12 protein-coding genes and 2 tRNA genes are annotated in these 15,038 nt (G+C 47.7%); 3 read left to right on the top strand and 11 right to left on the bottom strand.

Annotation, left to right across the window (positions count from 1 at the left end):
• Positions 1-29 precede the first annotated feature (29 nt).
• Together BCY86_RS05545 and BCY86_RS05540 are read left to right on the top strand one after the other, a co-directional pair.
• Entirely contained in the window at positions 30-356 is a 327-nt protein-coding gene (locus BCY86_RS05545; RefSeq protein ID WP_075276845.1) for a hypothetical protein, read from the top strand.
• Between the two features lie 833 nt (positions 357-1,189).
• Positions 1,190-1,432, top strand: a complete 243-nt coding sequence (locus BCY86_RS05540) for a hypothetical protein (RefSeq protein WP_075276844.1) — start codon at positions 1,190-1,192, stop codon at positions 1,430-1,432.
• A 374-nt stretch (positions 1,433-1,806) separates the two neighbouring features.
• On the opposite strand, the gene BCY86_RS05530 is transcribed toward BCY86_RS05540, so the two are convergent.
• Both BCY86_RS05530 and BCY86_RS05525 read right to left on the bottom strand, forming a co-directional pair.
• On the bottom strand, positions 1,807-2,478 hold the full coding sequence (locus BCY86_RS05530) for a metallophosphoesterase family protein (protein WP_075276842.1): 672 nt from the start codon (positions 2,476-2,478) through the stop codon (positions 1,807-1,809).
• Between the two features lie 25 nt (positions 2,479-2,503).
• Positions 2,504-3,496, bottom strand: coding sequence for an ATP-grasp domain-containing protein (locus BCY86_RS05525; RefSeq protein ID WP_075276841.1), 993 nt, complete (start codon positions 3,494-3,496; stop codon positions 2,504-2,506).
• Between the two features lie 222 nt (positions 3,497-3,718).
• On the opposite strand from BCY86_RS05525, the gene BCY86_RS05520 reads away from it, so the two are divergent.
• Positions 3,719-4,933: an aspartate kinase gene (locus tag BCY86_RS05520; protein ID WP_075276840.1), complete on the top strand. Its 1,215-nt coding sequence runs from the start codon at positions 3,719-3,721 to the stop codon at positions 4,931-4,933.
• On the opposite strand, the gene typA is transcribed toward BCY86_RS05520, so the two are convergent.
• The 9 genes from typA to BCY86_RS05470 all read right to left on the bottom strand — a co-directional run bounded on the left by typA (position 4,930) and on the right by BCY86_RS05470 (position 15,026).
• Positions 4,930-6,762, bottom strand: a complete 1,833-nt coding sequence (gene typA, locus BCY86_RS05515) for a translational GTPase TypA (protein ID WP_075276839.1) — start codon at positions 6,760-6,762, stop codon at positions 4,930-4,932. The genes BCY86_RS05520 and typA overlap by 4 nt on opposite strands.
• A gap of 39 nt (positions 6,763-6,801) precedes the next feature.
• Entirely contained in the window at positions 6,802-8,241 is a 1,440-nt protein-coding gene (gene rimO / locus BCY86_RS05510) for a 30S ribosomal protein S12 methylthiotransferase RimO (RefSeq protein ID WP_075276838.1), read from the bottom strand.
• Positions 8,242-8,277: 36 nt separating this feature from the next.
• Complete coding sequence (carA, locus tag BCY86_RS05505) at positions 8,278-9,408, bottom strand: glutamine-hydrolyzing carbamoyl-phosphate synthase small subunit (protein WP_075276837.1); 1,131 nt, start codon at positions 9,406-9,408, stop codon at positions 8,278-8,280.
• A gap of 14 nt (positions 9,409-9,422) precedes the next feature.
• A complete protein-coding gene (locus tag BCY86_RS05500; RefSeq protein WP_245776202.1) occupies positions 9,423-10,748 on the bottom strand; it encodes a dihydroorotase in 1,326 nt (441 codons plus the stop codon).
• Positions 10,749-10,842: 94 nt separating this feature from the next.
• A tRNA-Leu gene (locus BCY86_RS05495) sits at positions 10,843-10,926 on the bottom strand.
• 1,195 nt (positions 10,927-12,121) lie between these two features.
• Positions 12,122-13,066: a tRNA pseudouridine(55) synthase TruB gene (gene truB, locus BCY86_RS05485; RefSeq protein ID WP_075276835.1), complete on the bottom strand. Its 945-nt coding sequence runs from the start codon at positions 13,064-13,066 to the stop codon at positions 12,122-12,124.
• Positions 13,067-13,130: 64 nt separating this feature from the next.
• On the bottom strand, positions 13,131-14,624 hold the full coding sequence (gene gatA, locus BCY86_RS05480; RefSeq protein WP_075276834.1) for an Asp-tRNA(Asn)/Glu-tRNA(Gln) amidotransferase subunit GatA: 1,494 nt from the start codon (positions 14,622-14,624) through the stop codon (positions 13,131-13,133).
• A 1-nt stretch (position 14,625) separates the two neighbouring features.
• Positions 14,626-14,928, bottom strand: a complete 303-nt coding sequence (gene gatC, locus BCY86_RS05475; RefSeq protein WP_075276833.1) for an Asp-tRNA(Asn)/Glu-tRNA(Gln) amidotransferase subunit GatC — start codon at positions 14,926-14,928, stop codon at positions 14,626-14,628.
• A 25-nt stretch (positions 14,929-14,953) separates the two neighbouring features.
• A tRNA-Gly gene (locus BCY86_RS05470) sits at positions 14,954-15,026 on the bottom strand.
• Between the last annotated feature and the right edge of the window lie 12 nt (positions 15,027-15,038).

The raw sequence follows: 15,038 nt of genomic DNA, 5'->3' as shown, positions 1-15,038 counted from the left end.
TGCCTTTTGACTAGCAAAGAAGCTGTTGATTGCTACTTGGTTTTATTGGAGAGAAAAACAGCGATATGCCTATTGTTGGCTTTCATAATCCAGCTCGCTCCTCTGGTTATGCTTTAAATTTGAGAGGTCCTTTTCAAATCAATCAAAACCATGGTGCAAATATCAATTTTTCAGTTTCTCATACTGTCTTTTCATATGCTGTACGAAATGTCATCGAAGATCAAGCATGGACTCAGATGATTGCTTTTTGTCAGGGTGATGCAGCACCCAATGAAAGGATCCGACTTTATGTAGATGGATTACCTACTTCACTGGAGCCTACAAATGATTTATTCACCGAAGGTGATATCTTATGATCCCACCGCGCTCCTTCGAGTTGGATATTAGCTAAGCCTTTTTGGGCCTCAGAGAATGGACTAGAATAAAGTATTTGAGGGCTCGCTCACCCCTGAGCAGGTATAAAGTCTTTATGAGTCTGAAAAGGGTGACTTTGGTTATTAATATTTTACTGCTTGGCAGTAAGCAGGCTCAATGATTCCGTAGACAAAGGAATATAAAAGAAGGAATAGTATTCTCCTGAAAAAAGAGCATTATTCTTTTGTTTTTTTAGGAAAGCGGTGAACCTCTATTTTGTTTGAATGTGTATGGCTGTACTTTATAGGGATGAGTTGTGTAACTTCCGAGATGGGGTACAACAATAAACAGATAGGCTCTAATGAGACAGACTTTTTCTAATTTTTGATATAGAGAAAGAAATAACTTGAGCCCTGACATTAAGGTTTAAAATAGGTGAAATAGATCATATGCATAGAAAGGTCATGCTTGTCTTATTGATTATTATATAATTTCTCTGTGTTGTGTGGGTGTAGTTCATCGCAGGATCCAGATCATGCTCATGAACGGATACAAGGGGGTGACACGAAGTCTAATCCTGGAAATAACCCAAACGAAACGGTAAGAACAATAATAAAATAAAGAGAGGGATAGAGAAGAGCAGAGAAAAAAGAATACGAATGGCGGTTCGTCAGGAGGGGAGATAGACAGGAAAATCATAGTGAAGACAGTACGGATGACGAGTCGAAGGATGACACAAAAGATACAGAAGAGGGGAACAACGACCTGTCTCGAGGAGGGTGTGGAGATGATCATCAGCAACCTCAGATCATACCTGCACCTGTAGGGTTCTGGAATGCCAGTGGCGGCAGTTGCAACAACCAGTCAAACGTATAACCATGGTGTTCAATTGAGAACACCATACAGTGCCAAGCATGTAGCTTTTAGTATTTCTCATTCCAAGGGAAAAGGAATAAACAAGCACTTGATCGTTTCTCCTTCAGATGCTCTTCGGCCTAAAAAGCAGCTTACAATTGCTGCAAAGCAAAAGTATAGTTCAGCGCTGGAAAGTCAGGGAGCTCGTTTATCCGGAGTATGAATGACAAAGTACCGGAAAAGACATGGGCTTGAGTGATTGTTGTCTATACAAGATGATGTAGAACGAGGTAAACAAACAAGCGTTTATATCAATGGGGTAACGAAAACGATGAGAAACGCAAATAATCGGGATGAAGCTTCTGAATTGTCTTATGAGAACAATACGACACAAATTGGGATAGGATATCAACTAAGCTTTTTTCCTAAACGATTTATTGCCAAACTCAGAACATTCAGAGATGCGCTTACTTCTAAACAAATGCAGAAGCTTTATGAGAGTGAGAAGGTGGCATATGGCTACTAATTTCTCATGAACTAGATGTAGTGAAAGACGGGATGAAGCTGTCATTTTTTACTGAAGGTCTTCCCTGTCCGCTATTCAGACTTGGGTCGAGAAAGGGAAGGGATAGTGATGTGCTCTACAGAAAGACCGAGGGCTGTGGATTCGATCCAGGTTGCATGGGCGATAGGAGTGTATTCCTCTCCGTTAAAGTGAGGAGCTTCTCCCACACTCCCCACATTGATGATACGGGTGCCTTTGACAGTCCGGTCAAAAGGCACATGACTCATGCCACAGACCACCACCTCTGCGCTCTCCTCTCCTAAGAGGGGGAGCAGTTCTTCATCGGTCATGTCGTGGGTCATCGGTTCCATGGGATCTGCAGGAGCCCCGTGGACCAGCAACAAATCACCGCCGCTTTCGAGAGGAATACGAACGGACGTGGGGAGTCTTTTGAGGCGTTCCAAAATCAACTGTCCTAGTTCTTTCCGGATCGTTTGCATCCGCTCTAGCCGTTGTTGTTCGTGAGAGGTCATGGCTTTGAGAGAAGTTAGATTGAGTGTGGCGAGTGCTCGATCTGTGACTCCCTGTACCATCACAGCGTTAGCTGCACAAAGACGTTTCCACGTCTCGAATGGGTGAGGGCCTGGAAAGATCAGATCGCCTGCTACGAGAAGCCGATGAACGTTGCGATCTTTAAAAGCCTCTAGCACGGTTGTGAGAGCCTCTAGGTGACCGTGGATATCTGAAATGCAGAGTAGAAACATGGAGAGAAGCCGTCACAGGTGTTTTTTAAGATTGACTAAGCAGAAAGGAAAGATCAGAGGGAGACAGATGGAGCGGTTTTAAACGGTAAGGAAGACGTTCCTCTTCAATCACAATGTCTCTTCGTTTTTTCTGTTTGGTTCGTTTAAGAAGGAATCGCTCCGCATGGCGAATAATAATGCTTGCTACGTCGATACTACTGACCCTTTCAATTCCTTCCAGCCCAGGAGAACTATTGATTTCTAAGATTTTCGGTCCATCTTTCCCTTCTAACATGTCAACCCCTGAGACTTCTAACCCTATCACTTTAGTGGCTGCAATAGCAGCTTGAATGTAAGATTTTTCTAGCTGTATTTTAACCCCTGAACCTCCTAAATGCAGGTTGGAACGAAATTCTCCTTTTTTGGCTTGTCTGCGCATGGCAGCGACGACACGTCCTCCCACGACAATAGCTCTGTAGTCTCGCCCTTTTGATTCGGCAATGTATTCTTGTAGGATAATATCCTGCCCCATGGCCCATAGCGTTCCGAGGAGGGAAGAGACTGCTTGAGGCGTTTCTGCGATCATCGTCCCGATTCCTTGTGTTCCTTGCTGTAGCTTAACGATGACGGGGGCCCCCCCGACGATTCTGAGGGCTAAATCGACGGAATTGGGGTGTCGTGCGCACACCATCTTCGGAACGTTGATATGTTTCTTGGTTAAAAGCTGCATCGCTCGCAATTTATCCCGAGAACGGGCGATCGCTATGGCGGTATTGAGAACGGGAATCCCCATCATGTCGAACTGGCGCACAACAGCGAGACCAAAGTTGGTGTTCGATGCACCTATCCGAGGGAGTACGAGATCCGTAGGGGGGACAGGATGGTTCCCTAAAAAAATGGAGGGGCGCCCGCGACTGATAACGAGCCGTAAATCGAGAGGATCAGCGATAGTCACTTGATGACCTCGTGCGCGGGCAGCAAGCATGAGTCGTCTTGTGGAATAGAGGTGGCTGCGGCGAGAAAGGATGAGCAGATGCATGGTTAGAACGGAGGGGATGGTTCAGAGAGCGTCAAAAAGTTCATCTTTGTCCTTGAAAGGGTTGAAATAAAAATACGTAGCACAATGTTCCTATAAACGAATGCTCACTTCGTTTTGGGAAAAAAGAAGATCGTGAAATCATATTTTTCTTTGGTTGAGGGGGTGGTTGTGGAAAGAACATCGTAAATGCTTATTCAACTGTAGAGTGTTCAGAACAAGAATATGAAGGTTTTGGTTCAAAAATATGGTGGGTCCTCCATGTCGGACATGGAAAAGATCGGTCATGTCGCTGATAAAGTGAATGCCGCATATAGGATAGACTATCAAGTTGTGGTTGTGGTTAGCGCGATGGGGAAGGCGACTGATCAGCTCATTGCTCTTGCTCATCAGGCTGCTTTAACAGGTGCAGATTACTCGGTTGAGTTATCTCGTCGGGAATTGGATATGCTGGTCTCCACAGGGGAGCGCGTGTCCATGGCATTGCTGTGTATTGCTCTCCACGCGCGCGGATGCAATGCTGTCAGTCTGACGGGAAGTCAAGCTGGAATTATCACCAGTATCGATCATTTTGATGCTCAGATCATGGAAGTACGCCCTTTTCGCGTGAAGCAGCAGCTTGAACAGGGTCGTGTAGTGGTCGTAGCTGGTTATCAAGGCGTGAGTTATAAAGGAGAAGTGACAACCCTTGGGCGAGGGGGCTCAGACACGACGGCAGTCGCGCTGGCTGCTACCCTTGGAGCTGAACGGTGTGAAATTTACAGCGATGTCGATGGGGTTTATTCGGGAGATCCGAAGATTGTCAAAGAACCGTACCATTGGCCTACGATCGAGCTGCCGATTCTTCAAGAAATGGCGGAGGTAGGGGCAAAAGTAATCAATGGGCGCGCCATCGAATGGGCTCGTCGTAAGGATGTCCATATTGTTGCGCGGAAAGCAAGTGATCATCACCGCCCTGATGCTTCTTTCCGAGAAACAATCGCTTCCGAACCGAAGACTGGGGCCGTCCAAGAGAAGATCTACGCCGTGGTCAGTTTTCCTCAAGTAGTGCAGGCGTGCGTTGAGCGGACACAATGGTCTGCTCTTCTTCGGCGCATTACGGAATTTTCCTTACCTCCGCTCGATTTCTACGGGGCTCAGAACACTATCAAATGTCTGATTCCTCTCCTTCATATGCCCGATGCGGAGTATTGCTGTCAATCTCTTAAGCAAGAGTTTGCGGATTCATTAACATTTACCCCGCCTATGGGACTTATCAGTGTGATAGGTGGGAGGAAAAAGATTCTAGAGCGGTTGACAGACATTTTCGATCATCTCGAAGAAGATGAAATCAACCCCCTGTCTGTGACGGGTGGTCCCTTTCGTGTCAGCACGTTGATTGATTTATCTCGGCTAGAAGAGGTGCAGAATCGATTGCATACCTTGTTGATTGAAAGTTAATCTACTTCCGCATCTCCCCGTCGCGGTCGAGCGTTGGCTTTCAGAATCTGTTTCCGGACTCGGATTGCTTCGGGTGTCACTTCAACCAACTCGTCGTTGTCAATCCATTCGAGAGCGGTTTCAATGGTAAGAAGACGGGGAGGTGACAGAACCACGTTTTCATCTTTTCCGTGATTGCGGATATTGGAAAGCTTCTTTTCTTTTGTGACGTTGACGTCCGTATCGTTTGGTCGATTGTGCTGGCCTAAAATCATCCCCTCATAAACCTCTACCCCTGGAGAAATAAAGAATTCTCCTCGGGGCTGGAGATGATGGAGAGCATAGCTGGTGGACACTCCTGCGCGATCGGCTACAATGGCTCCCCATGGTCGCCGTATTATTCCGGCGGCCCATGGCTCCCAGCCATCTACCAGCGTGTGCAGGAGTCCGCTCCCTCGTGTGGCAGTCATCAGCTCACTGCGAAATCCGATAAGGCCGCGGCTCGGGATCCGATATTCCAGGCGGGCTCGCCCGTAGCGGGGGCCTACCATTTTCATCATACGCCCTTTTCGTTCCCCCGTCCGTTCTATAACGATTCCAATAAAGGCCTCTGGAACGTCAATCACAGCAAGTTCATAAGGCTCGTAAATAGTAGAATCGACTTTTTTGGTCATGACCTGAGGATTTCCAAGCTGCATCTCATATCCCTCTCGCCGCATCGTTTCCACTAAGATGGCGAGCTGCAGTTCTCCCCGTCCCAGAAGGAGCAACGTATCGGAAGAATCCGTTTCCTCCAAACGGAGAGCGAGATTTTTTCGGGTTTCCCTGAGAAGACGATCGCGCAGATGGCGTCCCGTCATAAATTTGGACTGTTTGCATTTGCCTGCAAACGGGGAAGCGTTGATTCCAATTTTCAGCTTAAGCGTAGGGGGTTCTACTTCAATGCGTGGGAGTGCGCGTTTCTCCCATTCAGGATGTTGGTCCACAACTGTATCGCCTACCTCAATGTCTTCAAAACCTGAAATTGCTACGATTTCCCCCACCGTGGCTTCCGTCGTCAGTGTTCGCTTTAACCCTTCAAAGGATAGTAAAGCTTTGATCGCACCTTTGAGGGGGGGGCCTTTCTTAAGAATCCCAACCGCTTGATTGGTCTTGAGCGTGCCTGCCATCACCCGTCCGATAGCCAACCGTCCGACGTAATCATCATGGTCCAGATTGCTGATCAGTACTTGGAGAGGTTGTTTCTCATCCCCTTTTGGAGGAGGAATTGTTTCTAGGATAGATTCAAAGAGGGGGGCTAATGAAGTGGAAGTATCTTCTAGATTCTTTTTGGCAATCCCCTGTTTTCCGATCGCGTAGAGGACAGGAAAGTCGATCTGTTTGTCGCTTGCTTCTAGATCGCAAAAGAGATCGAAAATTTCGTTTAGAACTTCTTCAGGTCGAGCATCTGTACGGTCGATCTTATTGATCACAACAATGATGGGAAAGTGGAATTCAAGGCATTTGCGGAGGACAAACCGTGTCTGAGGGGAAGGGCCTTCGGCAGCATCGACCAGAAGTAGAGCCCCGTCTGCCATGATCAACGTACGTTCCACCTCTCCTCCGAAGTCGGCATGGCCAGGGGTGTCGATGATGTTGACCTTGGTATTGTTCCACCGGCAGCTCGCGTTCTTGGCCATAATGGTGATTCCGCGTTCACGTTCTAGTTCACCGCAATCCATCACACGATCGACAAGTGTTTCCGTACTTCGAAAAGTTCCTGCCTGCCTTAACATATGGTCGACTAAAGTGGTTTTCCCGTGATCAACATCTGCAACAATCACAATATTGCGCAAAGAAAGAGTGGCCATCCGTTTACCGTCTAGTGGTTCCTAAATTGTTTATGGTGATTAATGATTTAGAGGGGAAGTGGGCTTATGAGGTAAGAGAGGAAGAAATCGCCTTTTCGTTTTCTTTTTCTCCTTAGCGGTATGAACAGGGGAGGAAGGAGGATAGAGCGTTTCTCCTACCAGATCATAGGTGGTAGCTTGAGAAATTTGGACACGCACGATTTCCCCTGGAATGAATGCTTCTCCAGATAGAAATACCCGTCCATCAATTTCAGGAGCTTGTCCTGCATGACGCCCTTGATACACCCATTTATGTTCTTCGCTTGGCCCTTCTACCAGTATATCGAGTTCTTGGTCGAGATAGGCTTGGTTCTTCTCTCTTGCAATCCGTTCTTGTAAGGCTACGAGCCGCCGCTGTCGATTGGCGGTGACAAGAGGCTTGACCTTTGATTCCAATTGATAAGAGGGGCAAGACTCTTCATCGGAATACCGAAATACAGCGGCATATTCAAATCTGGCCCATTGGACAAACTCGTACAGTTCTTCAAATTCTTCTTGTGTTTCACCTGGATGCCCTACAATAAAGGCAGTTCGAAAGGTGAGGCGGGGAACAGCAAGTCGCAGCTGCTCAACAATCCGTTTCTGCCTATCTTTCCCACACCCTCGTTTCATTCGCTTTAACATTGGATCTGCTGCATGTTGGAGTGGCATATCAACGTAGGGAACAACATGTGGATGCCCTGCGAGTAATTCGAGAAGTTCCTCTTCTAGCTTTTGAGGATACAGATAGAACAGACGGACCCACTGGACTCCTGTCAAATTGGCGATCTGCTCAACCAGTTTCGAGAGAGGGATCCTTTTCTGGGAAGGAAGATTATGCCCATAGCGAAGCGTATCCTGAGAGATCAAATTGAGTTCAACAGCTCCAAGAGAGATAAGATGTTCTGCCTCTCGAAGGATGTCTTGTGGGTCTCGGGAGCGCTGAACCCCTCGAAATTGAGGGATCGCGCAGAAAGAGCATTTCCGATCGCACCCTTCAGCGATTTTGATATAAGCGCTGACCCGACTCTGTGTCAGGGCCCGTGGATCGGCAGAGGAGATGAGCCAATCGGCTGGATTTCCCACAAGCATGCGATCAGCTCGATCTTGAAGTACATCCTTAAGACGAAGCATATCACTAGAGCCCAAGAAATGATCGACTTCGGGCATTTGAGCCGAAAGCTCTTGGGGATACCGTTGAGAAAGACATCCTGTCACAATGAGCTTTTTGCAGCCTCCATTTTGTTTCCAAGAAGCGAGCTCGACAATTGTCTCGATCGATTCTTTTTTTGCTTCCTCTATGAATCCGCATGTATTGACAACGATAACGGAAGCTTCTTCGGGAAAATCCGTGAGACGGTAGCCCGATTGTTCAGCGACTCCAAGCATGACTTCACTGTCCACTCGATTTTTGGTGCAACCGAGACTTACAAAGTAAATAGTAGGCTGAAGAGACGACATCAATCAATCACTCGTGATAATAACCAACAACAATTGTTATGGACGGACACTCGTCATGAGATCCGAAAAGCGATGAAACAGGTATAGGGAATCGTGAGGTCCAGCTGAGGCTTCAGGATGATATTGCACACTGAATGTTTTTAAGGAAGGGACAGCAAGGCCCTCGCTCGTTCCGTCATTGAGGTGGATATGCGTCGATATCACGTCGCTTGGGAGCGATTGAAGGTCGACGCAGAAACCGTGATTCTGGGAGGTGATCTCAATCCGCCCTGTCGCTTTATCTCGGACGGGTTGATTGCAACCTCGGTGACCAAATTTAAGTTTGTACGTTTTCCCTTTTAAAGCTTGGGTAAGCAGTTGATGCCCGAGGCAAACGCCAAAGATCGGTTTCTTTCCCAGCAAAAAGCGGATAGTTTCGGTCGGTTTTTCCAAGACAGCTGGATCTCCGGGGCCGTTCGAAAGCAGGATACCATCGGGAGCGAAGGAGAGGATCTCTTCTCCAGAGGTAAAGGCAGGGACCACGGTGACCCTGCACCCCATGTCCACCAAAGAGCGGAGAAGGTTTCTCTTAACGCCGAGATCGAGCACAACAACATGCAGATCATTTTTGCAAAAAGGCAACGCCCACAAACCGTTTCCTTCCGTCCATGCATAAGGCGCTGAGCAAGTAACTTTGTGGACTAGGTTAAGCCCTTCTGGATTGGGTGCCTTTCGCGCTATTTCTAACAGCTGCTCAGGGGGCTGGCATCCGAAAGCTCCATTTTGCGTTCCGTGATCACGCAGATGGCGGGTTAATTTCCGCGTATCCACTTCCGTAATCCCTGCAATTCCGTGATCGCAAAGGTATTGATCAAGTGAATGCTCGGCTCGCCAATTCGAAAAGAGTGTACTTCGATCCCGTACGACAAGCCCTGCTAGGGAGGGCTTGGCAGAAGTTGATTCGTGATCTTGTCGATTCATCCCCACGTTGCCTATGTGAGGGGTGGTCATCACGACAATCTGATCGCAATAAGAAGGATCTGAAATGATTTCCTGGTAACCTGTGAGTGCAGTGGTGAAAACAGCTTCTCCAGCAGTCGCCTCTCGAGCACCAAAGGGGCGCCCTTCAAATGTTGTCCCGTCTGCTAATACGAGCCAGGCACGTTCAGATTTTGTAGGATCGCTCATGAAACCTCTTCTGGTTAAGGAGAAGATTCGAAGGCGATTTGACCTCCGATCAGGGTCATCATAATACGGCCTTGCGCTTGATAGCCATGGAAAGGAGTATTTTTGCTTTTGCTCAAAAGTTGATCAGCATCAATTGTCCACTGAGCATGCGGATCGATCACTGTCAAATCGGCTGGAGCCCCTTCTCGAAGAGTAGGGGGGATAAGCCCCACGATCCGGGTTGGCTTCGAAACAAGGGCGTCGATGAACCGTGCAAGAGGGAAGAGCCCACGGTGCACGAGAGGGAGGAGAAGAGGGAGGCATAGCTCAAGTCCGATCATCCCTGGTAATGCGCGGGAGAACTCACATTCTTTTTCGAGCGGGCTATGAGGAGCATGATCCGTTGCGATACAATCGATGGTCCCGTCTGCGAGCGCTTCGAGGAGAGCGACTCTGTCCTCTTCTTCTCGCAGCGGTGGGTTTACCTTGCATGCGGTACGATAACCGATCACGTCTTGATCGATGAGCAGCAAGTGGTGGGGAGTGACTTCTGCAGTTACGGAAAGGCCACGTGATTTTGCTTCCCGTACAATCCGAACGGCTCCTTGAGTTGAAAGGTGGGCGACGTGATAGCGAGCTTTTGTGTATTCCGCGAGAAGTACATCGCGCGCAACTATCAAATCTTCTGCAATCCGAGGCCATCCTTTCAATCCGAGCTGAGTGGAAATAGCCCCTTCGTGCATCTGGGCATCTTGAGTGAGGCTATGGTCTTCTGCATGCTGGATCAGAGGAAGATCAAGCGTTGATGCGTACTCGAATGCTTGCTTCATCACCTTGGCTGAGGTGACGCAGCGTCCATCATCGGAAAAAGCAACAGCGCCCCCCGCTTTGAGAGCGACCATTTCAGTCAACTTTTCCCCTTTTTGTCCTATAGTAATCGCGGCAATGGGGTGGACGCGGACACCACCGATCAGATTTGCTTTTGCGATCAGCATTTCAGTTACAGCGCGTGTATCGTTGATGGGGGATGTGTTGGGCATTGCGCAGACATTGACAAAACCGCCCGCTGCTGCTGCCTTGAGACCGCTTTGAAGATCCTCTTTGTATTCATGGCCCGGTTCACGCAGATGAACATGCAGATCGGTTAGACCGGGGAGAACCCACCACCCTTTCCCATTGAGAATGCGGACTCGATCAGAAGCCTTCCATGAGCCAGCAGCACTGTACCCCATTGAAAGAATCCTTCCCCTTTCAATAACAAGATCGATCTCTTCCTCATCGAGGTGAGGAGGATCGATTGCTCTTACGCTGCGTAAAATAAGTACATCCACCATGGTGGATGTACTACTAGCATAGTTCATAAAAGTTGTTGCGGATGATTTCCTCGAATGAGGCCATTCTATTTAAAAGGAACTCCCGATATACAGCACCATCCGCACGGGACGGTATCATCAGTGCGAAGAAAGGGAGTTGAACCCTTACGGGAGTGATCCCACTGGAACCTGAATCCAGCGCGTCTGCCAATTCCGCCACCTTCGCTTAACGATTCTATTATCGTAAATTGTCTGTGTTTTGTCGAGGATATATACATTTCTCACCATCCCCCTGTTAAGTTGGTCTTGAAGCTAAATCAAGTATGTTCAACAAGAGAGAGGATATTCCACACCAAAAGGGGTTTCTTGATAGGAGTATCCTCTCGCCTTTCTTCTTACCCTTCTTCTTATTGAACAAGGATCAGAAAGACTTCCCATGACTGGGTAGTTATATGGAGAAATCGTTGAAGATTTTGTTGGCATTGGAGTAGAAACGGTTGGGGAATGGGACCAACGTTTCTTCTCATCTTCTCATTTGTTGTTGATAGAGATCGTAAATCCGCTTCATGTTGTTATTCGCGTGAAGAATGTAAAGATGAGGAGACTTAGGATGAAGTATGCTTTTCTGAGCTCCTAAAAGTTCCGATTCAGCATTAAAAGTAACTTGGTTCAGGTCTCCATCGTTTGACAAGTGAATTCGCTGTAACAACCCACCTTATTTTGTTGGCCACATAGAGTCAATTTTCTGGGATAGCCCACGTGTAATCAATTTCATCTTGTTTGGGCAAGCAGAGATAAGGATGAGCACCCCTTCCGATTCTACTTTGAAACCGTGTAGATTATTTTCCAAAATCGCGTACACAATGAACAAAATGTTGTGATACCCATTTTGGAATTTACCTCCATACATCGTATCGAGTGCAAAAGGTTGATTGTCTGAGTCTGTTCCAGAGAGATGAACTTGATGCGGATGCTCTGTTGTTTCTGAAAGCTTTCGATTAAGTGACTGACCACACTCCCAAAAACTGATTTGGACGAATAAAGCCGTAATAAGGATCGACTTTTTATGATTTCTCTTAGAATCCCCCCTGTTTATCAAAGAATAAACAGGAATTCTTGATGTTTTTTAACTTAAATCTAGGCTTTGATGAGCTATTAAATGAGCAAATAGACAACCTATCAGATGGCGAACCATCTATTATATTATCTAAGGGCAATCGAAAGCGCCAAACAATTGGAATAGCGAAAATACGAGTGAAAAGAATGTAAGTAACACATATTTAATACTTTTTTACTAGTCTTCTCAGATATATCGCAGTTTGATTCTATGTTTTCCTTACTCTGTAGTGCTTCAAAAGAGCGATCGAAAAGTGTGCCTTGGATACGTTTTCTGAAATTAAAAACACCAAAACAAATGCAGTCTATGATTTGGTATGTCCGAATCTGTGAAAAATTTGGACGTTTCCGTTTTGTTGAGGGGCAGCGATGGCCAGTAAGGTCTCTTGTGGAGAGAAGAGAGCGTAGAGTGTTCCAACAGGTGCGGATTGAATCGCTGGGATTAAATCAGCGTGGAGAGGGCGTCCATGCAAGAGAGGAGCAAGGTGTTGTTCATCCAAATAGAGGGGGGTTAAGATTTGCTTTGCGGCTTCTTCTATAGAAATTAGATGAGTTAACAAAGTCGCAGCATTACCGGTTTCGAGTGGTAATGCTGCGCTGACTTGAAAAGGCCCCACGTGGGTTCGTCGGAGCTGGGACAGGCATCCTACTGTGCCGAGAGCGGTTGATAGATCGCGTGCGAGCGAGCGCACGTAATATCCTTTGCTAACCTCAATCGATAGTTGAATCCATGGGTTAGGGTTGATCCCTTTTCTCAGCACCTCAAGGTGTTTCATTTGTACAGGGCGTGCTGGGATTTCAAATTCTTCTCCGCATCGAGCGCGGGCGTAAGCTCGTTTTCCATTGATTTTAATGGCGGAGTATGCAGGAGGGATCTGACTTATTCGGGTGCGCTCATAGGTAAGCGCTCTTTCTATAAAAGAGTCACTGGGTAAAGGGAAAGGGGAGGTAAGTTCGTCAATCAAAGCGGGTGGGAGAGGCTTTTGTGAAGAAAGATGGCCATCTCCGTCTAGGGTTTCTGTGGTTTGACCGAACACAATCGTGCATTCATAAGCTTTCGTGGTGTTGGTGAGGTAAGTGATCAGTTTAGTGGCTTTTCCTACGGCTATTGTCAGAAGACCCGTTGCCATCGGATCCAACGTTCCTGCGTGGCCCACGGCTTTTATCTTTAAAATCCTTCTGATCCTTGCGACCACATCATGACTGGTCAGCCCTTGAGGCTTATCAATCAACATTATCCCGCCGATCATGTGAATCGAGTGACTTGGTGCATTGAAATCGTTGGCCTTTGAAGGAAAACTTGATGATGATACTTTAGAGAAAAGCTGGTACCTTATGTCGTAGATTGGCCCGCTCTTCCCATGCTTTTGCTACTGTGAGCATCGTGCTCTCTTGGAGGGATGGCGCCATGATCTGAAGCCCAATCGGAAGCCCTGTGGATGTGAACGCTGCAGGAACGCTCATGGAACTGATTCCAGCTAAACTTGCAGGGAGTGTGTACACATCGCTTAAATACATCGCCAGGGGATTGTCTATTTTTTCACCCAGCTTAAAAGCAGAAGTGGGTGCTGTGGGAGAGCAAATGACATCGACATGGGAAAATGCATTATCAAAGTCACTTCGGATCAGCGTCCTTATTTTTTGTGATTTGAGATAGTAAGCGTCGTAATATTCGGAGGAAAGCACAAACGTGCCGAGCAAAATCCTGCGCTTGACTTCAGGCCCGAATCCAGCGCTGCGTGTTGTTCCATACATGGATGCAACTTCATAGGCGAGATTCTTGGAGAAGAGCGATTCGTCTAAGGATTCCAGCCGCAACCCATACCTTACCCCATCAAAACGCGCGAGATTGCTTGAAGCTTCAGCATTAGCTAAGATGTAATAAGTTGCGAGGGCGAAAGAGGTGTGAGGGAGGCTGATCAGATGGAGGGTGCATCCTGCATTCTTTAATTCTTCAATCGCATGACTGATCGCTTTTTCGACCTCTGGATCGAGCCCTTCTCCGAAGTATTCTTCCGGAATTCCAATACGGAGCCCTCGGACGCTCTGGGTACAGGCTGCTTCGAAATCCTCACTTGGAAGATTTAAACAAGTCGCATCGTGGGGATCAGCGCCGCTTAAAATACTCAACATCCGGGCGGCACCGCGCACATCAGTCGCGAGAGGCCCGATTTGATCTAAACTAGAGGCGAACGCCACAAGTCCGTAACGGGAAACGCGTCCGTAAGAACCCCTGATCCCTACGATTCCTGTGAGCGAAGCAGGCTGACGGATCGATCCTCCTGTATCACTTCCCAATGAACCTAGGCAGAGTCGAGCTGCTACTGCTGCTGCACTCCCCCCTGAGGAACCTCCGGGGGTGCGCTCAAGATCCCACGGATTCCTTGTGGGACCGAAAGCGCTGTTTTCCGTTGAAGATCCCATGGCAAATTCGTCCAAATTGGTTTTGCCAAAGAGAAGAGCATCCGCTGCCCGAAGCCGATGGATGACGGTTGCATCATAAGGGGGAAGGTAATCTTTGAGAATTTTGGATGCGCATGTTGTTCGGACACCGCGGGTGACAATGGAATCTTTGATCGCGATCGGAACGCCGGCAAGCAGCCCTAATGGCTTTTTAGCTGCCCGCTTATCATCAATCGCTTGGGCCTCAGCGAGGATCTGCTCTGGATTGATCGTCAGGAAAGCATTGAGACGAGGATTGAGCGTGTCTACACGTTGAAGTAGCATAGCCGCAATTTCTGTAACTTTGATCTCCCCTCGCTGAACTTGGTCTACGAGTGTGCAGATGTCCCATGTTTCTACTGTCAACTCATTCCTCCATGAACACAGGAACGCCAAAGCTCTCTTGATTGTGGTGTGGAGCTTGGGAGAGCACCTCTTCTCGAGAGAGACTGGGCTTGACTTCATCCTGACGTAAGCGCATCCCGCCGGAGCTGACATCCCAAGTAGAGGGGATAAGCTCAGTGTCGAGCGTTTCGATCGTATCGATATAGCCTAAGATGGAATCGAAATTGTTTTCGAAAGCTTTAATTTCTTCTGGCGTCAAAGAAATAGAAGCAAGCTTAGCTAATCTTTTAATCGCTTCCGCGTCAATGAGAGAGGAGCGACTCATGAGGGTTGCAATGGAAAATAGAGAGAGCGGGACACGGGACTCGAACCCGCGACACCCAGCTTGGGAAGCTGGCACTCTACCAACTGAGCTAGTCCCGCAAACATGGCTGA

This window comes from Pajaroellobacter abortibovis (assembly GCF_001931505.1).
Classification (GTDB): domain Bacteria; phylum Myxococcota_A; class Polyangia; order Polyangiales; family Polyangiaceae; genus Pajaroellobacter; species Pajaroellobacter abortibovis.
This window is presented reverse-complemented; position numbering and strand designations above follow the sequence as displayed.

Excerpts from the sequence above, each read along its gene's own strand:
- BCY86_RS05540 (WP_075276844.1), top strand. The coding sequence starts at position 1,190 with ATGCCAGTGGCGGCAGTTGCAACAACCAGTCAAACGTATAACCATGGT.
- BCY86_RS05530 (WP_075276842.1), bottom strand. The coding sequence starts at position 2,478 with ATGTTTCTACTCTGCATTTCAGATATCCACGGTCACCTAGAGGCTCTC.
- BCY86_RS05525 (WP_075276841.1), bottom strand. The coding sequence starts at position 3,496 with ATGCATCTGCTCATCCTTTCTCGCCGCAGCCACCTCTATTCCACAAGA.
- BCY86_RS05520 (WP_075276840.1), top strand. The coding sequence starts at position 3,719 with ATGAAGGTTTTGGTTCAAAAATATGGTGGGTCCTCCATGTCGGACATG.
- typA (WP_075276839.1), bottom strand. The coding sequence starts at position 6,762 with ATGGCCACTCTTTCTTTGCGCAATATTGTGATTGTTGCAGATGTTGAT.
- rimO (WP_075276838.1), bottom strand. The coding sequence starts at position 8,241 with ATGTCGTCTCTTCAGCCTACTATTTACTTTGTAAGTCTCGGTTGCACC.
- carA (WP_075276837.1), bottom strand. The coding sequence starts at position 9,408 with ATGAGCGATCCTACAAAATCTGAACGTGCCTGGCTCGTATTAGCAGAC.
- BCY86_RS05500 (WP_245776202.1), bottom strand. The coding sequence starts at position 10,748 with ATGAACTATGCTAGTAGTACATCCACCATGGTGGATGTACTTATTTTA.
- truB (WP_075276835.1), bottom strand. The coding sequence starts at position 13,066 with ATGATCGGCGGGATAATGTTGATTGATAAGCCTCAAGGGCTGACCAGT.
- gatC (WP_075276833.1), bottom strand. The coding sequence starts at position 14,928 with ATGAGTCGCTCCTCTCTCATTGACGCGGAAGCGATTAAAAGATTAGCT.